At 62.8% G+C, this 20,658-nt stretch carries 21 protein-coding genes and 2 tRNA genes; 12 read left to right on the top strand and 11 right to left on the bottom strand.

Annotated elements, in window-relative coordinates; all coding sequences use genetic code 11:
* The first annotated feature begins 403 nt into the window (after positions 1-403).
* Together H3H55_RS06945 and H3H55_RS06940 are read left to right on the top strand one after the other, a co-directional pair.
* A complete protein-coding gene (locus H3H55_RS06945; protein ID WP_193098106.1) occupies positions 404-775 on the top strand; it encodes a hypothetical protein in 372 nt (123 codons plus the stop codon).
* A gap of 137 nt (positions 776-912) precedes the next feature.
* On the top strand, positions 913-2,022 hold the full coding sequence (locus H3H55_RS06940; protein WP_193098105.1) for a hypothetical protein: 1,110 nt from the start codon (positions 913-915) through the stop codon (positions 2,020-2,022).
* Positions 2,023-2,139: 117 nt separating this feature from the next.
* Here H3H55_RS06940 and H3H55_RS37245 read toward each other — a convergent pair whose 3' ends face one another.
* Complete coding sequence (locus H3H55_RS37245) at positions 2,140-2,280, bottom strand: hypothetical protein (protein ID WP_226799962.1); 141 nt, start codon at positions 2,278-2,280, stop codon at positions 2,140-2,142.
* A 105-nt stretch (positions 2,281-2,385) separates the two neighbouring features.
* Between H3H55_RS37245 and H3H55_RS06930 the strand changes: the two genes are divergently transcribed.
* Positions 2,386-3,654, top strand: a complete 1,269-nt coding sequence (locus H3H55_RS06930; RefSeq protein ID WP_193098104.1) for a HEPN domain-containing protein — start codon at positions 2,386-2,388, stop codon at positions 3,652-3,654.
* A 104-nt stretch (positions 3,655-3,758) separates the two neighbouring features.
* Here the strand turns inward: H3H55_RS06930 and H3H55_RS06925 are convergent, their stop codons facing one another.
* The 6 genes from H3H55_RS06925 to H3H55_RS06900 all read right to left on the bottom strand — a co-directional run bounded on the left by H3H55_RS06925 (position 3,759) and on the right by H3H55_RS06900 (position 7,602).
* On the bottom strand, positions 3,759-4,910 hold the full coding sequence (locus H3H55_RS06925) for a helix-turn-helix domain-containing protein (protein WP_193098103.1): 1,152 nt from the start codon (positions 4,908-4,910) through the stop codon (positions 3,759-3,761).
* 37 nt (positions 4,911-4,947) lie between these two features.
* On the bottom strand, positions 4,948-5,625 hold the full coding sequence (locus tag H3H55_RS06920; RefSeq protein WP_193098102.1) for a hypothetical protein: 678 nt from the start codon (positions 5,623-5,625) through the stop codon (positions 4,948-4,950).
* Between the two features lie 90 nt (positions 5,626-5,715).
* On the bottom strand, positions 5,716-6,018 hold the full coding sequence (locus H3H55_RS06915) for a HigA family addiction module antitoxin (RefSeq protein ID WP_193098101.1): 303 nt from the start codon (positions 6,016-6,018) through the stop codon (positions 5,716-5,718).
* Positions 6,019-6,030: 12 nt separating this feature from the next.
* Positions 6,031-6,309 carry a type II toxin-antitoxin system RelE/ParE family toxin gene (locus H3H55_RS06910; protein ID WP_193098100.1) on the bottom strand — a complete coding sequence of 93 codons (279 nt, stop codon included), beginning with the start codon at positions 6,307-6,309 and terminating at the stop codon, positions 6,031-6,033.
* 213 nt (positions 6,310-6,522) lie between these two features.
* Positions 6,523-6,599 (bottom strand) — tRNA-Arg (locus H3H55_RS06905).
* A 172-nt stretch (positions 6,600-6,771) separates the two neighbouring features.
* Entirely contained in the window at positions 6,772-7,602 is an 831-nt protein-coding gene (locus H3H55_RS06900) for an undecaprenyl-diphosphate phosphatase (protein ID WP_006490581.1), read from the bottom strand.
* Between the two features lie 479 nt (positions 7,603-8,081).
* On the opposite strand from H3H55_RS06900, the gene H3H55_RS06895 reads away from it, so the two are divergent.
* The 5 genes from H3H55_RS06895 (at position 8,082) to H3H55_RS06875 (ending at position 13,617) form a co-directional block, all read left to right on the top strand.
* On the top strand, positions 8,082-8,993 hold the full coding sequence (locus tag H3H55_RS06895; protein ID WP_193098099.1) for an aldose epimerase: 912 nt from the start codon (positions 8,082-8,084) through the stop codon (positions 8,991-8,993).
* Between the two features lie 132 nt (positions 8,994-9,125).
* Positions 9,126-9,827, top strand: a complete 702-nt coding sequence (locus H3H55_RS06890; RefSeq protein ID WP_048244340.1) for a peptidoglycan DD-metalloendopeptidase family protein — start codon at positions 9,126-9,128, stop codon at positions 9,825-9,827.
* A gap of 375 nt (positions 9,828-10,202) precedes the next feature.
* Positions 10,203-11,822 carry an acyl-CoA synthetase gene (locus H3H55_RS06885; RefSeq protein WP_193098098.1) on the top strand — a complete coding sequence of 540 codons (1,620 nt, stop codon included), beginning with the start codon at positions 10,203-10,205 and terminating at the stop codon, positions 11,820-11,822.
* A 72-nt stretch (positions 11,823-11,894) separates the two neighbouring features.
* The gene (locus H3H55_RS06880) at positions 11,895-12,218 is read left to right on the top strand and encodes a DUF2288 domain-containing protein (RefSeq protein ID WP_193098097.1); all 324 of its coding nucleotides are present in this window, start codon (positions 11,895-11,897) and stop codon (positions 12,216-12,218) included.
* 10 nt (positions 12,219-12,228) lie between these two features.
* Positions 12,229-13,617, top strand: a complete 1,389-nt coding sequence (locus H3H55_RS06875; protein WP_193098096.1) for an MATE family efflux transporter — start codon at positions 12,229-12,231, stop codon at positions 13,615-13,617.
* 19 nt (positions 13,618-13,636) lie between these two features.
* On the opposite strand, the gene H3H55_RS06870 is transcribed toward H3H55_RS06875, so the two are convergent.
* Positions 13,637-13,813 (bottom strand): hypothetical protein, encoded by a 177-nt coding sequence (locus H3H55_RS06870; protein ID WP_164992003.1) that lies wholly within the window; start codon positions 13,811-13,813, stop codon positions 13,637-13,639.
* Positions 13,814-13,949: 136 nt separating this feature from the next.
* Between H3H55_RS06870 and H3H55_RS06865 the strand changes: the two genes are divergently transcribed.
* Positions 13,950-14,120 (top strand): hypothetical protein, encoded by a 171-nt coding sequence (locus tag H3H55_RS06865; protein WP_164992002.1) that lies wholly within the window; start codon positions 13,950-13,952, stop codon positions 14,118-14,120.
* Positions 14,121-14,322: 202 nt separating this feature from the next.
* Here H3H55_RS06865 and H3H55_RS06860 read toward each other — a convergent pair whose 3' ends face one another.
* Both H3H55_RS06860 and sixA read right to left on the bottom strand, forming a co-directional pair.
* Positions 14,323-15,129 (bottom strand): GNAT family N-acetyltransferase, encoded by an 807-nt coding sequence (locus H3H55_RS06860; RefSeq protein WP_193098095.1) that lies wholly within the window; start codon positions 15,127-15,129, stop codon positions 14,323-14,325.
* A 170-nt stretch (positions 15,130-15,299) separates the two neighbouring features.
* On the bottom strand, positions 15,300-15,761 hold the full coding sequence (gene sixA, locus H3H55_RS06855; protein ID WP_048242411.1) for a phosphohistidine phosphatase SixA: 462 nt from the start codon (positions 15,759-15,761) through the stop codon (positions 15,300-15,302).
* 161 nt (positions 15,762-15,922) lie between these two features.
* Here sixA and H3H55_RS06850 point away from each other — a divergent pair.
* Positions 15,923-15,999 (top strand) — tRNA-Pro (locus H3H55_RS06850).
* A 199-nt stretch (positions 16,000-16,198) separates the two neighbouring features.
* Positions 16,199-16,633, top strand: coding sequence for a hypothetical protein (locus tag H3H55_RS06845; RefSeq protein ID WP_193098094.1), 435 nt, complete (start codon positions 16,199-16,201; stop codon positions 16,631-16,633).
* 88 nt (positions 16,634-16,721) lie between these two features.
* Here H3H55_RS06845 and ppx read toward each other — a convergent pair whose 3' ends face one another.
* Positions 16,722-18,236, bottom strand: coding sequence for an exopolyphosphatase (gene ppx, locus H3H55_RS06840; RefSeq protein WP_129514233.1), 1,515 nt, complete (start codon positions 18,234-18,236; stop codon positions 16,722-16,724).
* Between the two features lie 286 nt (positions 18,237-18,522).
* On the opposite strand from ppx, the gene ppk1 reads away from it, so the two are divergent.
* Positions 18,523-20,586: a polyphosphate kinase 1 gene (ppk1, locus tag H3H55_RS06835; protein WP_129514232.1), complete on the top strand. Its 2,064-nt coding sequence runs from the start codon at positions 18,523-18,525 to the stop codon at positions 20,584-20,586.
* Positions 20,587-20,658: the final 72 nt, after the last annotated feature.

Here is a 20,658-nt window from a genome sequence, read left to right as displayed (position 1 = left end):
ACATCCGTCGGCATCCGGTTTGCCGCCAACTGCGGAAACAGGTTTTCTCACGCCCCTGGTCCCGATGTTTGTGTCAACGGTTGGACTGCGGCATTTCTCCGTGAGAACGGCGACGACACCATAGTCACGGCCGATCAGCTCAACGAATGGCGATCGTGGTGCAAGGACGGCAAACGCCCGTCGTAACATATGGATGTTAGTCGACATAATAGGGATGCGCTTCCGGCGCATCCCTTCCTGTCCGCTTCTTTTTTGGCCCACGCTCGGACCAGGGAAATCAAGTTTAGTCTTCTGATGCAGACCGGCGAGGCTCATCGAGAACCGTAGTGTCTTCGCCATCAAGGGCGCGTTCACTCGTTACGCCCAATGGCAGGACCATCACGTTCCAAGGTACCTAACTCAAATGGCGGGCTTGCTGGGGAAGTGCAACGCTTGCGACCCGCAAACCAGTGTCAAGAAAGCGGCGCACCTCGCAAACGGGAAGTTGAACGGACTCGCCCAAGCATGGGATACCAATGGCAAGCTGCTCGGCGAGAAAACGTACGTCGACGGCAAAGACGTTGCCGTTCAGCAGCAAAGAGAAGAAAAGGCACGCTTCTACGAAGAAGTCAACGTCGCCATCAACGATCCTGATCCGAAAATCGCGGCATGCGTGAAATCGTTCTTCTGGAGCAATGCTGTCGCGACGAGCGACGACGAACAGCTTGCGTACGATAAGCAGATCATAGCCTGGCGACGACTGCATAGCGAATCCAAACTCATATCCGGCTATTGAGAACTGACCCACGACATTCCCCCCAACCCAATGGGTGCGCCTGCCGACACATCTCTCTCGACGTTGCCATTTTTTTGATTAAAGATCATAGTATTTAAGCCGATATGAATCACATGTAGCCATCGATAAACAAGAAAATGAAATCAACCCAACGCTTGTACGTCACCGAGGGTGCTGTTCACATCTATTCGAGTTTGCCAACCGTCCTCACGCCTGCCGACTTGTATCGCGTTCGTGACAACCGCCCATTGAGGGAAGCAGTCATCAACTGCAACATCTACTTGATTGTGGGTCGACCACGGATCCTCATCGACCCGTCAGACTTTTCGCTCGCTGGTAATGTTCTTTCTGGGAGTTTTCTCGTGCGTCGCGCCGAGCGTATGGTCCCGGTCCCGTTCGAATACGAGATCCCAACGGATCGCATCGGCGAAGGCACGATCATTAAAGATGTCGCTGTTGCAATGTGCGGCACTCACATCGTAGTTATCACGGATAGAGGGCAGCTTCCGCTTGCTACCCACATTTTGGTTGCATCCGCTTGTTCAGATCTGTCGATCGATGAGCGGGACCTCGAAGTACTGTATGTCGGTCAAGCGATCGGAAAATCCGGGAACCGTAGTGCAGTCGACCGGTTGTTGAATCATTCCACGTTACAACGTATCTTGGCGGAACACGTTACGTTCCACCCTGACCGAGAAGCACTGCTTCTACTCTATCGGTTTGAACACACGCGAATCATCGCAAGTACAGGCGGCGATATGAATGCCGACCCGACTGCCCCCCGCGAGGAGGAGCGTCGACACCTGCAGCGGTTGGGCAACATCAAGCTGAATCGTCACGCAATCGTGTCTCTGGCAGAGGCTGGATTGATTCGACATTTCCAACCGGCATACAACACTCTGGTGAAGACCAACGACTTCGCAGCAAAGAACAAGCTATCCGTCTTGAAGAAACTCCTGGTGCAAGACATAACCGGCCTAATCGTTGAAATCGGCTCTGGCAACATCAATTCCAGACTTTGCTCCCAGAGCGCTCCACCACTTGATCATTTGGGTCGCTTCGAGCCAGAAGTTTTGCGAGGCGATTACTTGGACACTGACGAGCAAAGGCGCGAATGGGCCGAGGAACTACACCTGATGGTACATACGCAGATTGCGCAGTTCCCGTTGACCAACGCACATGAGCGAGATACGTTTCTTCACGGCATGATCTGGAACGGAGAAACTGAGCGGACGTCGACCATCTGAACCTTGAGTCTGGACAGTTCCCAAACATCCAGGGGGATCACGAACCGTCACGACGGCGGACCTGGCGCAGCCAAATCCGCAATTCGGAGATGCACAGAGTATGTGGGGCCACCCTAGTTACGCCGCCGAATCCGCTACAAATCGAAACAACCCGTACCGACCGTGGTGTGGGTTCTTGCTGAATTTCAGCGACTGCTTACGCTTCATGATGTCATCACGCGGATCAGTGTTTTCGACCACAATGACTTGAGTATCCACGGGCAGTGCTCCAAGGTAAACGTAGAACTTCTCCTGAAGATCAGTGCCAGTCAAGTCATCTTCCTTTCCATCAGGTTCGCGATACGCAAGGTCAGAGACCCCATAATGCTCAAACAAGAATTCGTCGTCGCGTTAGCTCGAGCGGTTGAGATCATCAAGTCATCCCCCTATGGATCGCTTGGACTCCATCACCCTCTTTCGCCATCTGTTACCCAGGCCCCCAGCGAACTATTAGATGTCGCCTACAACGAACCACAAATTAGCGCCTTGGATGGGATGGCGTTTAATCATGGCCAGTTTACGACTGCGTTCAAGATACAAGACCTCTTGAACGGCGCATTAGCACACGCGCTAATGCATGGTGTCGATTCCGCCACGGCCGCAATGCAAACGTATCTCGAAACCGACTGCCATCGTCGAATCGACGTGCAACTGCTCGAGGGCATTCGCGTCACAGAAACGATAGAGATCACAGAAGGCGTAATCCTTTGTCCCCCGGATGCAGTGCCGTCATCCACTCTGCAGGCCTACCTGCAATTGCGGTCGCAGCCGCAATCGACCGGTGACCCGGGAACACCGGCGGCTGTCGCGCACCGACTTGACGAAGGGGAGCGTAGGCCCACCGCCGCCTTGTACAACATAAGCGAAGTAAGGCCAAAATTTTTTCAAGAGGCGCCACCGCTCACCCTGCCTCGCGACGTTCCCGTGATGTACCAAATTGCAGAGCTGTTGACTGTACTCGGCCCCTCATCGCCGGTTGCATTCAAATCGTTTAGCGAACTCGCCGATGGCGAATTCTTGAAAGGTCAGATGGGTCTCGGCTTGGGAACTGCACGAAACGCAACGCGAGTCTTCAGCTCCGTTGAACCAGAGCCCGATCAGATCGATAAGTTCAAGCGAGTGGCGGCTAAATATCTCATGCTTAGCTGGGAAATGAAGCAAAAACTTCGTGTCCCACTGCAACGATTGAATGAAGCCGTAAAACATCGAGAGAACGTCGACCGTGCGCTGGATCTGGGCATCGCGCTCGAATCGCTACTGCTCAACCACCAGCCATCCAAGGAGCAGCTTTCGTTGCAGTTTCGAATTAGAGGCGCGTGGCTTCTAGGAGAGAGCGGTCAGCATCGAGCGGAACTATTCGATATCTTCAACAAGCTTTACAGCTATCGATCATTCGCCGCACACAGCGGCGCCGTGGCACCAGCGAAGACATCTGAAGAGGAAGTTAAAAAGACCCTCGAAGCGGGCCTACGTCTGTGCGCCGACGCGATCCGCAAAGTTATCGATAATGGCGGCTTCCCGGCATGGGATCGACTAGTCGTCGGCGCCGACTACGTGGTTCAGGAGGAGCGCAGCGTGGCTCAGGATGAGTAACCCGTGTTCGCATTACTTGTGCATCTGAGCCGCACCTCGCTCAGCGCGGCCATCGCCCAAATGCAGTATCGAAAGCGAGTCCAACTGTTTCTGGCAAGGTACGCTCATCTTTTGAGCGGAGGTCTCGCTTGTCGCCCTGCGGCGTTCCACACCATATCGAATAGCGGCCCGTAGATGTCCGGCGCCGATGAGACGAATGACTCGACAACTAGCTCCGGCAACAGCAAGTTGTGGTAGTAGGCGGGAACGGTCGCGATGCGACCGGATATCGCCGCAGCTCGTGTCCCCGCACCCTCGAGCGCCACGCTCCCTATATCGGTAAACGAGAGCATAACCACAGCTGGGCCATCGATGCCGAGTTTAAGGAACGCGTCCCTCAGAGCGTGGTGATGCTCATCCACGAGCACCTTCTCCATACCATCAACCCACGCTACACCGCCGACGTCCCACTGGACGCGCATCACCGATTCGATGCTGCCATTCCGAAAAAGCTGCGTGTACGAGTACAACTCGTTTGCCGATGTCGAAATAGTCAGCGGCCCATCAAGATTGATGCGGGTGCTATGACCCGAATCGTGGCTGGGAGGAGGCAATGTCTGAGCAACGGCGTACAACTCCGAAATATCGAAACTCAATCCCGCAAGGATCGACGCCATCGGAACAACATGTAGTACTCCTGTCGCGTATCGCTCAAGGCGAGCCGGTAGCGGGCGTTGAAACAGATCCTCGATTCTCTCAGCGCGAAAGCCACGAATCTTTTCAACCGCAGTCTCGCTCCGAAGGAATGCACTGCGCAATGTAGTGACGTCCATAGGATCGATGCCAGTCGAAGTCCGTGTGTAGAAAGCGCCGCTCTTACGCACGCGATGCGGTGCTTGGAAACTCGGCGGCGTTCGCACGATGACGATATAGCCACCATCGGGAAAATCAACGGCCTCTAGATGAACACCAGGGATCTTGGGCTCAATGAGGTCTGTCAGTGTTGACTGCAACGAGCGCAAGGCCGCATCCACGTCCTCTAGTTTGATCGGCGCGAATGCCGAGATGATGCCACCCTGTTCGTCGGCACCAAGAATCAAATCTCCACCACGGGTATTTGCAAACGCGACGACATCAGCGGCGAGGCTCGCCCGTCCGTCTTTGTCGATCGGGAAATCGCGCTTGAAATCGAGCGTGTGAGATTCAGGAATCTGGTTGTCCTTGAGCGCCTGAAGATCGGCGAAGGTTACGTCGCGTAGGTCAGCCTTGTGCAGCATAAGTCAGCTCCGGCCAGATGTTTTTCGGTGCGACCGACTACCAGGTCGCCATATTGCTACCCACAATCTTCACGATGCTCGGGAAGACCGATGCAAGGCCAACTCGGTTGGCGATCTCCTTCCGGTACTCATTGAGTTTTTCGGGATCGAAGTTTGCGCCTATGACTGGCTGGCCACCTGCATGAAAACTCGTGCCTGTCGCCAGCGTTAGCTTGCTCGGATGCGCGTACTTATGGAGAAACACGTACGCAGCCTTGATTTGCGCAGCTGCTGCCTTATCGATGCCGACCTTTTCGGCAAACTTCCCGAGATGGTGAATCGCATCTTGTGTCGAGTATCTATCAGATTCGAAGCGTTCGAGTACCGAAGAATCCTTCGCGGAACACAAGATCGAAAGCGCAACGTATTCCAGCGCTAGGCGAAACAAGGCGCCCGCGGCGACGAGGTGTCCGGAAAGAAATAGCTGGAAAGACACAATGTGCTGATTGATTCCATCGTGCAAAATTGCGGCAACGTGCAGCTTCCTCTCTTCGCCATCCTGAATATGCTCAACGAGCACCGAGAAATCCAGTAGCGTGCACGTCATGTGCTCTACGAACGCGTCCGCCTCGGTTTCAAAAGCATGGCCAAATGCGTCATACGCCGCGCGGTCTTCTGAACGGATGAGGGCTGAAACTGCGGACTTGATCTGCTGCTTGAATTGATCGTCAGTCATATGCCGCCTCCCCTGCTCTAGACGCTTGAAAGTCGATAACGCGACGCAAAGAAAAACCGCCCGAGGGCGGTTCGAAAGTCTCTTGGTTCGTTAAGCCGACTCGGGTTCAAATCGGCGAATGCTCTCCAAGGTACGAGCCATCTCATCTTTCATGTGAGCGGTGTCGTAATCGAGCTGCAGTCCAGTCCAGAACTCGTCACTGGTTCCGAAGAAACGGGAGAGTCGCAAGCCGGTATCAACGGTTACGCTTCGCGTGCCGGCGATGATCTCGCTGATGCGTGTCTGATCGACCCCGATATCCTTGGCGAGGCGATATGCGGTCACGCCCATCGGAGTCAGGAACTCCTCCTGCAGGATCTCTCCCGGATGGGGGTATGAAACTTGACGCGGCATAGGCGGCACCTCCTAGTGATAGTCGACGATCGCAACGTCGTAAGCATCTCCGTTCTGAAATCGGAAACACACTCGGTACTGATCGTTGATCCTGATGCTGTGCTGGCCGGCTCGGTCTCCCACCAGCGCCTCAAGGCGGTTATTCGGGGGAATCCTGAGATCACTCAGGGTCTGCGCGCGATTCAACATGGCGAGTTTGCGTATCGCGACCCTTTCGATGTTCGCGAACCTTGCTACCCTGGCGCCCGAAAAGAGGGCCGCCGTGTCTGCGCAGCAGAAGGACTTGATCATGCTTGAATACTATTGCGGCGCAATACTAGCGTCAAGCAAGAGCATGTAATCGTTTGTTCTATCTCAAGCTGGCCTGTAATTTGCATTTTTGCTGCGCCGCAGGCGGCCATCGTGGAATGCCGCGCCGCTGCAAGGCCAACTCCGTCATTACGCGTTTTCATGATTCGGCGCACGGAGCGGGTGTAACCCCGGAACAGCAAGAAGTGCTGGGACTGGCCCGCCCTACACGATTCGAACGTGTGACCTACGGCTTAGAAGGCCGTTGCTCTATCCAACTGAGCTAAGGGCGGTCGAGGAGAAAAGACACGGCCTGACGCGGACCGCGTTTGGCACGGAACTTTGAGCAGCGACACCACCACCACCGAACTCGAAGCCCCGAAACAAAACGGGCCCGGCATGGAGCCGAGCCCGAAATTATACCCGATCATCGCGCCAGATCATGCGAGACCGGCCATCGCAGCATCAAACCGGCTGCGGATGCAGCATGAACCAGCCGAGACAGAACACGCCGGCAATCACGCAATACACGCCGAACGACGCGAGGCGGCCGCGCCCCTCGAAATAGCGCATCAGGAACCTCACGCTCAGGTAGGCGGCGATCGCCGTCAGCACGCCGCCGAGCAGCGCATCGGCGAGCTGGTCGCGCGCATGAAACAGCTTCGGCAGTTCGAGCACGCCCGCCGCGAAGATGATCGGCGTGCCGAGCAGGAACGAGAATTCCGCGGCCTTCTCCGCCGTCAGCCCGGCGGCATTGCCGGCGATCATCGTCAGCCCGCTGCGCGAGAAACCCGGAATCAGCGCGCCGATCTGCGCGAGACCCACGAAGAACGCCTGTTTGAACGTCATCTTCTCGGGCGGCTGATGCGCACGGCTGCGCTGGATGCGATCGCCGAGCCACAGCAGCACGCCGTTCACGATCAGCGCGATCGCGACGATCCGCAGGTCATGAAACACGCGCTCGATGCGCTTCTCGAGGAGCAGCCCGACGATGCCGGTCGGGATCGTGCCGATGATCAGCGCCCACATCAGGTGTCCGTCATCATTCTTGCGCCCGCCGAGCTGCGCGAAGAAGCCGCCGATCAGCGCGATCCAGCGCGCGCGGAAGTACCACAGCAGCGCCAGCGCGGTGCCGAGGTGCAGCGCCACGAGGAACGGCAGCAGTTGCGGCGCGTGCTTGTCGATGTGCATGCCGAACAGCGCCGGCACGAGCAGCGTATGGCCAAGGCTGCTGACGGGGAAAAGTTCGGTGACGCCCTGCAGGACGCTCAGGAATACCAGAAACCAGAGGCTCACGCGTCGGTCCTTTTAGTGAAGATTAAGCGGGAAGAATGACGGACGACGCGATGCGCGTCCGAAAAAAACGCGCCCCGATTATGCCGAGCCAGGATTACTGCGCCAAGGCATTTGGCCGGATATTGCGGCAATGCACACAAACGCTTGCAATTTGTAAGCGCACAGAAAGCAAAAAGCCCGCCATTTGCATGGCGGGCCTTTCGACTTCGGCAGGAATTGCCGTCAACGGCCGAGCTGGTAGAAAAATAATACCGTGCTGCCGGTGAACATGCCGAACAGTGCGAGTCCCATTGCCATTGCCAGATCCATGGCGCCTCCTCGAAGTGTCATGACCCGGCAACTTCACCGGTTTAGATGCATTATCCCGACCGTTGACATTGTCAAAAACTCGCAATTTCCCGAGAAGGGTTTTCCCCAACCGGCCGCGGCCCGATAATGGAGCGCGCCGTGCCCCGTCCACCCGCCCAACCCGATTCGCCATGCCGATCTTCCAGCAACTCGACATTCACGAACTTCACGCCGGCCCGTCGCTCGTCCGGGTCGCCCCGCAATTCGGCGGCCGCCTGCTGTCATGGGACATCGACGGTGAACCGGTCATCTTCTGGCCGGAAACGGCCGACTGGAGCAACCTCGCGCGCGTGCGCGGCGGCAATCCGCTGCTGTTCCCGTTCCTCGGCCGCCACCGCGTCGACGGCGAAATCGGCCGTTGGCGCGACGCCGCCGGCGTGGTCCGCGACCTGCCGATGCACGGCTTCGCGCGCGACCTGCCGTTCGCCGCGCAACCGTCGGCCGACGGCACCGCGTTGTCGATGACGCTCGACGCGAACGACGCACTGCGCGCGAGCTACCCGTTCGATTTCCGGTTCGAGACGACCTACCGGCTGGCCGACGCGCACACGCTCGACGTCGCGCTCACGACGACCAATCGCGGCGACGCGCCGCTGCCCTACTACGCCGGCCACCATTTCTATTTCGCGTTGCCGCACGGCGAACGCGCCGAAACCACGCTCGAGCTGCCGCCCACGCGCCGCTGCGCGCAGCGCGCGGACGGTTCGATCAGCACGCCCGAGCCGGGCGAAGCCCGTTACCGCCTCGACAATCCGGACATCCTCGACCGCTTTCACTGCCTCGACGGCGAGCCGTCCACGCCGGTGCGCATCGTGATGCCGGGCCGCCGCCGCACGATCGAGATCGCGCTCGACGTGCCGGGCTCGATCCCGTGGTACGCGGTCACGACCTGGACCGAAAAACCGGATTCGGACTTCTACTGCGTCGAGCCGTGGCTCGGCCTGCCGGATGCGATCCACAACGGTCTCGGGCTGCGCATGCTCGCGCCGGGTGCGACCGAAACGGCCACGTTGCGGATTCGCGTCCTCCCGCTCGCCGGCTGATACGCAGCGCGCCAAACCGGCGCGCGACGGCGCCGACAACGGCCCAAACTGCGGTGCTCGGGTCGAACCCGTTAAAATCGGACGTTTTGTGTTGCCTGCCGCGTCATGAGCGGCAGGGTTTTGCGAGGTTCAATGTTCGGAACAACAACGAAGCGACTCTTCGCAGCCGCCTGCGCCGCTCTGCTCGTCGCGTGCGGCTCCGCCCCCGTCGGCCCCGGGTTCTATCGCGTCGAGCGCGGCGACACGCTCTACAAGATCGCGCGCGACAACCGCACGTCGGTACAGAACGTCGTGCGCTGGAACCAGATGGCGAACCCCGATGCGATCGAAGTCGGCCAGGTGCTGCGCGTCGCGCCGCCGCCCGGCACGTCGACCGCATCGACGCCGTCGACCACCGGCACCGGCAGCGCGGGCCGCGCCCGCCCTGCACCTTCCGCGCCGGTCGAATCGGCCGTCAAGCCGGCCACGAGCATCGCGCTGATCTGGCCGGCGGCCGGCAATGTGGTCCGCACGTTCGACGGCTCGAAATCGAAGGGGATCGACATCGCGAACTCGCCGGGCACGCCAGTGGTTGCGGCTGCGCCGGGCGTCGTGGTCTATGCGGGCAACGGGCTGCGCGGCTACGGCAACCTGATCATCCTCAAGCACAACGCCGACTACCTGACCGCCTACGCGCACAACCGCGCGCTGCTGGTGAAGGAAGGACAGTCGGTTACGCAGGGGCAGTCGATCGCGGAGATGGGCAACAGCGACAGCGATCGCGTCGCGCTGCATTTCGAGTTGCGTTACGGCGGCCGGTCGATCGATCCGTCGCGCTACCTGCCGGCGCGCTGAGCGCACGGCAATCGACAAGCGACACGCGATGCCGGCGCGCATCGCGTGCCGTCGCGGCGAAAAACGGGAAAGGTCGAGTCAGCGCTTGCGCAGACGTCCGGTGAAACGGCCGGACAGCGGATCGACGTGACGAGCGAACGCTACCAGCACACCGATTCCGATCAGGCTGAACCCCGCAGCTATCAGGAGCAAATCCATGGTCACATCACTGTTTTGTTGTGATCTTATGCGTCATTGTGGAATCGTGCACTGTGCCGTGGCCATTGGACGAGTCCGAATATTCCCTATCAGCAGACACCATTGTGGATTCGTCTGCGTGAAACCCTGATGTAATCCGTTCGCTCGACGCCACGTCGAACACCCAGGAGACACGCAATGCTGCCCGCCGCAAACCGCTACGACGACCTGCTCTCCCGCTTCGCATGGGGCGTTCCGGCGCGCTACAACATCGGCGTGGACGTCTGCGACAAATGGGCCGACGGCAGCGGACGCCTCGCGCTGATTCACGAAACGGCGCAAGGCGACGTTTTCCGCATCTCGTTCGACGACCTGAGGAATGCTTCTAACCGGCTCGCGAACAGCTTTGCGCGCGCCGGCCTGCGACGCGGCGACCGGATCGGCATCTTTCTCGCGCAGGGCCCCGAAACGGCCGTTGCGCACCTCGCCGCGTACAAGCTCGGCGCGATCGCGGTACCGCTCTTCACGCTGTTCGGCGTCGATGCACTCGAATACCGGCTCGCGAACAGCGAAGCGGCCGCGCTCGTGACCGACGCGGCCGGCTACGCGAAAATCGCGCCGCTGCGCGCGCAACTGCCGGCGCTGCATACCGTCTACTGCATCGGCGACGATGCGCCCGATGCACCGGGCGTGCTGCGCTACGACGCGGCGCTCGCCGCCGAAACGCCCGATTTCGTGCCGGCCGATACGGCCGCCGACGATCCAGCGGTGATCATCTATACGTCCGGCACGACGGGCAAACCGAAAGGCGCGTTGCACGCCCATCGCGTGCTGCTCGGCCACCTGCCGGGCGTCGAGATGTCGCAGCAGTGCTTCCCGCGCGACGCGCGCCTGTTCTGGACGCCCGCCGACTGGGCATGGATCGGCGGCCTGCTCGACGTGCTGCTGCCGTCATGGCATCACGGCGTGCCGGTGCTCTCCCGCCGTTTCGAGAAGTTCGACGGCGACGCGGCATTCGCGCTGATGGCACGGCACGGCGTCACCCACGCGTTCCTGCCGCCCACCGCGCTGAAGCTGATGCGCGCCGTCCCGGCACCGCGCGAACGCTACGCGCTGTCGCTGAAATCGGTCGCGAGCGGCGGGGAATCGCTCGGCACCGAGCTGACGGCCTGGGGACGCGACGCGCTCGGCGTGACGATCAACGAGTTCTACGGGCAAACCGAGTGCAACATGGTGCTGTCGTCGTGCGCGGCGCTGTTCGATGCGCAGCCGGGCGCGATCGGCAAGGCGGTGCCCGGTCATGCGGTCGCGATCGTCGACGCGGACGGCACGCCGCTGCCGCCCGGCGTCGAAGGACGCATCGCGGTACGCCGACCCGACCCGGTCATGTTCCTCGAATACTGGCGCAACCCCGGCGCGACGCGCGACAAGTTCGCGGGCGACTACCTGCTCACCGGCGATACGGGCGTCATCGACGCCGACGGCTTCGTGCGCTTCGTCGGCCGCGACGACGACGTCATCACCAGCGCCGGCTACCGGATCGGCCCGGGCCCGATCGAGGACTGCCTGCTCACGCATCCGGCGGTGCGGATGGCGGCCGTCGTCGGCGTGCCCGACGCGACGCGCACCGAGATCGTCAAGGCATTCGTCGTCCTGAACCCCGGCCACGTCGGCGACGATACGCTCGTCCGCGCGCTGCAGGAACATGTGCGCACGCGGCTCGCCGCGCACGAGTATCCGCGCGCGATCGCGTTCGTCGACAGCCTGCCGATGACCGCGACCGGCAAGATCGTGCGCCGCGCGCTGCGCGACGCGTAAGCCGCCCGCCGCCTCGCCGCCCGCCCGGCCGGATGGTTTATAGTGGCGCCACGCAGTCTTTCCAAGAAACCGATGTCCTCTGAACACCCATCCGCCGCGGGCGCGTCGCACAGCCCGCTCTACGCCAAACTCCTCGGCGAAACCGCCAAGATCGACTGGTGCGATCTCGAACGCTTCTTTGCACAGGGCAAGCTGTTGTCCGTCGCGCGCGACCTCGATCTCGTCAGCGTCGCGGAAGCGGTCGCCAGCGACGATGCCGAGCAGGTCACACGCTGGCTGTCGGCCGGCCTCGTCGCGCGCATGCCGGCCGAGACCGCCGCCGACTACGCGGCGCGCAACCCCGAGCTGTGGGCGGTTGTCGTCTCGCCGTGGGTCTGCGTGCAGGAACGCGCCTGACGCGTCCGCCATGTCCGAATCCGCGTTATCGCACGGGGCCGGCTCCGGCTCGGCCACCGTCACGCACCGGCGCGTCCTCGCGCTCGCCTTCCCGATCGTCCTGGCGAACCTGACCCAGCCGATCCTCGGTGCCGTCGACACGGCCGTCGCCGGCCACCTCGACGGCGCGCAGTATCTCGGCGGCGTCGCGCTCGGCGGGCTGTTCTTCAATTTCGTGTTCTGGGGCTTCGGCTTCCTGCGGATGGGAACGACCGGCCTCGTCGCACAGGCGCATGGCGCCGGCGACGCCATCGGCATTCGGCTGAACCTGCTGCGCGCGCTGATCGTCGCGTTCGCGCTCGGCGCCGCGGTGCTTGCGCTGCAGGTGCCGCTGCTGTCGTTCGCGCTGTCCGCGCTCGGCGGCAGCGATGCCGTCCGCGCGACGGCGCTCGCGTACAGCCATGCGCGGATCTGGAGCGCACCGTTCGCGCTCGCGAACTACGTCGTGCTCGGCTACCTGCTCGGCATGCAGCGCGTCCGCCTCGCGCTGGTCGCGCAGGTGTTCATCAATGCGGTCAACATCGGCGCCGTCTTGCTCTACGTGTACGGCTTCGGCTGGGGCATCGCCGGCATCGGCGCCGCGACCGCCACGGCGGACGCATGCGGCTTCGCGCTCGGCGCGTGGATGCTGTGGCGGCTGCGGCCGCGCGGCCTCGCGCCGATCGTCGTGCGCGCGCTCGCCGACCGCGTGGCGCTCAAGCGGCTGATCGTACTCAATCGCGACATCTTCCTGCGCACGCTGTGCCTGCTCGGCGCATTCGGCTGGTTCGCGCACCTCGGTGCGAAACAGGGCGACGCGACGCTCGCGGCGAACGCACTGCTGCTGAATTTCCAGACCTTCATGGCGTACGGCCTCGACGGCTTCGCGCATGCGGCCGAGGCACTCGTCGGCGCCGCGGCCGGCGCGCGCGACCGCCATGCATTCCGGCAGGCCGTGCGCGTCACGCTGCTCTGGTCGGCGCTCGGCGCACTGCTGTTCGCGCTCGTTTACTGGGCTGCCGGCGGCTGGATCGTCGCGCGCCTGACCGACCAGCCCGAGATCCGCACGGTCGCGCTGCGCTACCTGCCGTGGGCCGCGATCTCGCCGATCGTGTCGGTCTGGGGCTTCCTGCTCGACGGCGTCTTCATCGGCGCCACGCAGACGCAATCGCTGATGCGCGCGATGGTCGCGTCGTTCTCGATCTTCATCGTGGCCACGCTCGTCGCCGTCGGCACGTTCGGCAATCATGGGCTCTGGTTCGCGCTGCTGCTGTTCATGGCCGCGCGCGGCGCGACGCTCGCGCGCTACCTGCCGGGGCTGCTGCGGCACATCGGCGCCGACGCGCACGCCGCACCCACTGCACCCGCCGCCCGCGCCTGACGGCGGGCCAGGCCGGCCGTTATTCCGTGGGTTTCGGCGGCGGCGCGTCGAGCATCGTCGGCGGCGTCATGTCGGTCGGCACGCCGTGATAGTCGGCCGGATCTTCCGGCGGGTGGCCGCGGCGGGCCTGGTGGGGATCGCTGGAACAGCCGGCGAGGATGAATGCGGCCAGCACGGCCAGCGTGAAACGGGTCATCGGGTATGGCTCCGGAAAACGGCGCGCCCATTGCGCGCAGGGACCGCGCCGAGTCTAGCGGAAATCCTGTTTCGAGGTCGCGCTGCGCATGTCCTACTATGTACGCATGGCGCTGTGCCGAGGAAAGGAGGCTGCCATGACGTCTGAAGAAATTGCGGGCCTGATCGGCCTGTTCATCGGTCTGATGGTGCTCGTCGCGCTGTCGTTCTTCGAGTCGCGCGAATACAAGCGCAGCCATGACGGCGAAGGGATGATCCACCACTGGATGGCGGAACACCACCTGCTCGACTGGCGGCGCAAGCACTGAGCGACCCGCTGCCGTCCGGCTGTCCCCCGGGACGTTCGCGAACGTGCCACCGCGTGGCACGGTGGTGATCGCGTCGCGCTGGAATTAACAGGGCCGGATACGCGCACATGGTCCAGATACACAAACGCCGTCGCGTGGCAGTTGCCTCGCGACGGCGTTCGGTTGCGTGCGCCCGGAACGGGCGCGACGCGCTTCGGACGGCTCAGCCCAGGAAGTGGCGGGCGTAGCGCGCGTTGATGTCGGACAGGCGGAACAGCGTCAGGAAATCCGCGCAGTTGAAGTCGGGATCCCAGGCCGGCGCGCCGCAGATCTTCGCACCGAGACGCAGGTAGCCCTTGATCAGCGGCGGCGGCGCCACGACGGTGCCCGTCTGCAGTTCGTCGACCGGCAGCGCCGTGTGCGGGAATGCGCGGTACTCGGGCGCCGTCAGCGAGCTCGTCGCCAGCGACTGGTACAGGTTCGCCGCATAGTGACCGCCATCGGCCATCGACACGCTCGCGCAGCCGAGCATCGTCTCGTAGCCGTTCTGCATCATGTACGCGCCAAGACCGCCCCACAGCGCCATGATGACGGCGCCGCTGCGGTAGTCGCTGTGCACGCACGAGCGGCCGACCTCGACCATCTTGCCGCGCAGGTGCGTGAGGCGCGACAGGTCGAATTCGCCTTCCGCGTACAGACGGCCGACACGCGCCGCCTGGTGCGGCGGAAGCACGCGATACGTGCCAACGACCTTCAGCGTATCGAGATCGCGAACCAGCAGGTGGTCGCAGTACGCATCGAACGGATCGACGTCGAGACCGGAGGGGCCACTGACCTGCGCGCCCATCTCTTCGGCGAACACGCTGTAGCGCAGGCGCTGGGCTTCGCGCAATTCGTCTTCCGTGCGCGCCCACGCGGCGCGCAGGCGGTATTCGGATGTGACGGTTTCGGCAGCGCGCGGCAGGTGGCGCCGCGATGTATCAAGAGGCAGCGAGGCAAATGGGAGCGTAGGCGTCGGCAGTTCTCGCATTAGGCTTTCCTGGTCGTAAGGAATAGGACGACATGCCCGCCAATGTAGTAATCGGCCGTGACCGTTATGTGGCACGACCGTGTCCTTTCAATGACGTGTCGCCGAAATGACTTTAGCAGAAAGCTTGCGAAACCGTCTGATGAATCCCTTTAACCCCCGTCAGGCCTGCTTCACACCAGTTCCGGCGTCAATACCGCCCGCAGCACGGCCTGCCGGCTGCCGTCACGTGTGCGGCTCGCGAGCCACACCACACCGCCCTTCTTGACGCTCCAGCTGTCGTCGCTGCCGGCGATCAGTTGCGCGGCGACACTGCCGAGCGTCGGCTGGTGCCCGACGATCACGACCGTCGGCGCGATCCCTTCCGGCCATCCGGCCGCCTCCAGCACGTCGTCGACGCTGCCGCCCGGCGCGAGCGCGTCGACGGTCCGGTACTGGTCGGTCAGCGCCTCGACGGTCTGCACGGTACGGGCCGCCGGGCTCGCGAGGATCAGAGCGTTCGTCTCGAGCCGGCCACGCAGCCATTTGGCCATCGCCTGGGCGTCCTTGCGGCCACGGGCGGTCAGTTGGCGCGCGAGATCGCTCGTCGCGTAGTCCTCGGCTTCCGCATGGCGCCACAGGATCAGGTTCATCATGATTTTTCTCCTTGCTTCGGCGAACGGCGCCGGACACCTGCGTCCGGACCGGCCGGTCACCTGCGGATTGTCGCAAATCGCGGCCGATTCGCCGCCGCGGCATTTATCCGCAGATCGCGATTGACCAAATCAGTAATTAGACGATAGAATCTTTGGCTCGTCGGAGCGTAGCGCAGCCTGGTAGCGCATCTGATTTGGGATCAGAGGGTCGTAGGTTCGAATCCTATCGCTCCGACCAAGGATATCAAGGGGTTACGGTTAAACACCGTAGCCCCTTTTCCTTTTCTGGATCGTCGAATCGATCGCCCGGATTCCCGGCTTGCGGCCAATCCGGTCAATTGGCGGGATTTGCCGACGACACATGCGGCCCGCCCTCAGCCCGCGCACGGTCCTTCCGGGAACACGCGATAATGCGCGTGAACAACCCGCATCCGCGCATGAAAAACAACATTCTCAAGACCATCCTCTGCGCATCGCTGCTCGCGCTCGCGACCGCCGGCACCGCGTCGGCCAAGGCGCTCGACGACGCACTCGACTGCCACTCGAACGGCCACCGGTTCGTCGCGCCGCTGCTCGCCGCCGGCGACATCCAGTCGGAGCCGATGCACGTCGAATCGAATTCGGTCAACGCATTCCGCACGAGTCGCTCGCTGACGGCCTACGGCTTCGGTGTCTATGTCGTGCTCGGTTACCAGGCGAACGACCCGATCTTCCGTCCGGGCGATGGCACGCCGATCGGCGACTGGGCCTACGGCGTCGTGGTGCGCGGCACGAAGAGCGCGGTGGAGGAAGCGGTACGCAAGGCCGGCAGCGACGCGACCGTCAAGCAGGCATTCCCGTTCCTGACTGCGATCGTCTGCTCGTCGGACTGAGCGGGCATCAGGACAGTCACGCGGCACGCCTGAAGGCGCAACGCCGCACCATCCCGTCCGAGCCCTTCCGGACCCCGCTATCGGCCCGTTACGCGCCGGTGTACACCACGCGATACGGAATACCGACCTTCTCCCACTCGGCAGCCTCCTGGCTGAGGCTGTAGTCGGTCAACGGGTTCTGCTCGACCCACGCGCTCGGCAGGCGCACTTCGTACCCGCCCTTCTTCATCTGCGACACGGAAATGTCGGGCAGCCCCGCATCGGTCCGGCGCCGGCACAGCAGCGCCGCGAGCCGCAGGCAGAACAGCAGCGGCCATTCGACCTCGCGTGCCTGCGACAGCTTGCCGAGCTTGCCCGCGTGACCGAGCACGAGCGCGGCGAGCCGCGCCTGGTCCGTGCGCGAAAAACCCGGCATGTCCGCATTGCTCGCGATATAGGCCGAATGCTTGTGATACGCGCTGTGCGAGATCGACAAGCCGATTTCATGCAGCGCCGCCGCCCAGCCGAGGAACATCCGCCCCTCCTCGGCCGCTTCGTCTTCGGCTTCCTCGAGCTCGTCGTAGAAGCGCGCCGCGAGCGCGCCGATCCGCTCGGCCTGCGCACGATCGACGCCGTAGCGGCGCGTGAAGCCCTCGACGGTCACCGCGCGCATGTCCTCGTGCTGCGTCCGGCCAAGCAGGTCGTACAGCACGCCGAGACGCAGCGCGCCGTCGGTCGTATCGACGTAATCGACACCGAGCTCCTCGAACACCGCGAGCATGATCGCGAGACCGCCCGCGAGCACCGGCACGCGGTCGGGCTTCAGCGCGATCAGCTTCAGCCGGTTGACGTTCTCCGACTTGATCAGCGCGCGCTTCAGGCGCTCGAGACCACCGCGCGAAATGCCGTGCGTGATGCCCGGATCGTTGAAGCCGTTTGCCTCGACGAGCTCCGCGAGCGCACGCGCGGTGCCGGACGAACCGATCGCCTGGTCCCAACCGGCCTTCTTGTATTCGCTGGAAATGATCTGGATCTCGCGCTTGGCCGCGAGTTCGGCCTGCCGCATCGTGTATTCGTCGACGTTGCCGGCCGGAAAGAAGGTGCGGCTGTGGCTCACGCAGCCGATATAGAGACTCTCCATCACGATCGGCGTGTAGTGCGAGCCGATGATGAATTCGGTCGAGCCACCGCCGATGTCGACGACGAGCCGCTTGCCGGCGCTCGCCGGCACCGAATGCGCGGCGCCCGCATAAATCAGCCGCGCTTCTTCGCGGCCCGCGATCACTTCGATCGGGAAACCGAGCGCCGCTTCGGCCTCGCCGAGAAATTCTCCCGCGTTCTTCGCGACGCGCAGCGTGTTGGTCGCCACCGCGCGCACATGATCGGGATGGAAATCGCGCAGGCGCTCACCGAACCGCTTGAGCGCCTCCCAGCCACGCTCCTGCGACGCGCGATCGAGCATCTTGTCGCTCGACAGGCCGGCAGCCAGACGGACCGGCTCGCGCAACGCGTCGACGGGATAGATCTGGCTGCCCGCCGGCGTTTCCTCGACGCGACCGACGATCAGCCGGAAGCTGTTCGAGCCGAGATCCACGGCAGCCAGCAAGTGGGGGGTTGTAACCATCAGAATGGGGCTCCGTGCGCGTTCACCCGCGGCTGCCGGTCCGGCACCCCAGGTCGATCAATCATCAATCAAAGGCGACATTTTAAGCGTGGAACGCTTGCCATTGCCACGCTTCACGGGCATGCACACTGCTCGATTGTATATAGCCGAAACATTTATGAGACGAAACGGTTGCAGCGTAGAATTTCCCGATATAAAACCATTATCGTCATCAGCACGTCATCGTACCGTGAGAGTTTCCGAGCGTCCTTTCGAATCATCGCCTGAATCACCCCCTACTCTGCCGATGTCCGTCCGTTATCCGCTTCTCAATCGTGAACTCGGCATCCTCGGGTTCAACGAGCGCGTGCTGGCCCAGGCCGCCGATCCGCAAGTCCCGTTGCTCGAGCGCCTTCGCTTCATCTGCATCACCAGCAGCAACCTCGACGAATTCTTCGAAGTCCGGATGGCCGGCCTGCAGGAACAGATCCGCGACAACCCCGGCGCGCTGACGCCCGACGGCATGTCGTTACAGCATGCTTACGACCTCGTCGTCGAACGCGCGCAGCGGCTCGTCCATCGACAGTACACGATGCTGCACGAAACCGTGCTGCCCGCGCTCGAACAGGAAGGCATCTACTTCCATGCGAGCGACACGTGGAACGACGAGCAGCTCGAATGGGCACGGCACTACTTCCTCGACGAACTGCTGCCCGTGCTGACGCCGATCGGCCTCGATCCGGCCCACCCGTTCCCGCGCGTGCTGAACAAGAGCCTGAACTTCGTCGTCGAGCTCGAAGGCCGCGATGCGTTCGGCCGCCAGGCCGTGATGGGCATCGTGCAGGCGCCGCGCGCGCTGCCGCGCGTCGTGCGCATGCCGCACGCGCTGTCCGGTTTCGAGCACGGCTTCGTGCTGCTGAGCTCGTTCATGCAGCGCTTCGTCGGCGAGCTTTTCCCGCAACTCGTCGTGAAGAGCTGCAACCAGTTCCGCATCACGCGCAACAGCGAGCTGTTCGTCGACGAGGACGAAATCACGAACCTGCGCGTCGCGCTGCAGGGCGAACTGCCCGCACGCCACCTCGGCAACGCGGTGCGGCTCGAGGTGTCGGCCGACACGCCGGCGCACATCGTGCGGCGCCTGCTCGAGGAAAGCGAACTCGGCGAAAAGGACTGCTATCGGGTGGCCGGGTCCGTGAACCTCGTGCGCCTGATGCAGATTCCCGATCTCGTCGACCGCCCCGACCTGAAATTCGCGCCGTTCGCCGCATCGACTCCGGCCGCGATCACGAACGCGCCGACGATGTTCGACGCGATCGACAACGGCGACATCCTGCTGCACCACCCGTACGAGAGCTTCCAGCCCGTGCTCGAACTGCTGCAGCAGGCTGCGAAGGATCCGAGCGTCGTCGCGATCAAGCAGACGATCTACCGCACCGGCACCGTTTCGCCGCTGATGGACGCGCTGATGGAAGCCGCGCGCAACGGCAAGGAAGTGACCGTCGTCGTCGAGCTGCTCGCGCGCTTCGACGAGGAAACCAACATCAACTGGGCGTCGCAGCTCGAAGCCGTCGGCGCGCACGTCGTGTACGGCGTGGTCGGCCACAAGTGCCACGCGAAGATGATGCTGATCGTGCGCCGTGTCGTGCAGGCCGGCAAGGCGTCGCTGCGTCGCTACGTGCACCTCGGCACCGGCAACTACCACCCGCGCACGGCGCGTCTCTACACCGACTTCGGGCTGATGACGGCCGACCAGAAGCTCTGCGAGGACGTCCATCACGTGTTCCAGCAACTGACCGGGATCGGCGGCGAACTCACGCTGCACGAGCTGTGGCAGTCGCCGTTCACGCTGCATCCGCGCATCATCGACGCGATCCGCGTGGAGATCGACAACGCGCGTGCCGGCAAGCGCGCGCGCGTCGTCGCGAAAATGAACGCGCTGCTGGAGCCGTCGGTGATCGCCGCGCTGTATGAAGCGTCGCAGGCCGGCGTCAAGGTCGACCTGATCGTGCGCGGCGTCTGCGCGCTGAAACCCGGCGTGCCGGGGCTGTCGGAAAACATCACGGTGCGTTCGATCGTCGGCCGCTTCCTCGAGCACCACCGGATCTACTATTTCCACGCGGGCGGCGCCGAGGACGTCTATCTGTCGAGCGCCGACTGGATGGACCGCAACCTGTTCCGCCGCGTCGAAGTCGCGTTCCCGATCCGCGAGCGCAAGCTCAAGCGGCGCGTGATCGCCGAAGGCCTGTCGGTGTGCCTCGGCGACAACCAGTCGGCCTGGCAGATGCACAGCGACGGCCACTACCGCCGCCGCCGCGCCGGCAAGACGATCCGCAACGCACAACTCGGGCTGCTCGCGAAGTTCTGCTCGTGAGCCGGCCGCGCGGCGCACGACCAATAAAAAGCGCAGCCCAGGCTGCGCTTTTTTTCGGACCACTCACGCCGC

Source organism: Burkholderia sp. Z1, assembly GCF_014893795.1.
GTDB lineage: Bacteria > Pseudomonadota > Gammaproteobacteria > Burkholderiales > Burkholderiaceae > Burkholderia > Burkholderia theae.
The sequence above is the reverse complement of the archived record's forward strand: the minus strand, read 5'-3'. Positions and strand labels throughout refer to the sequence as shown.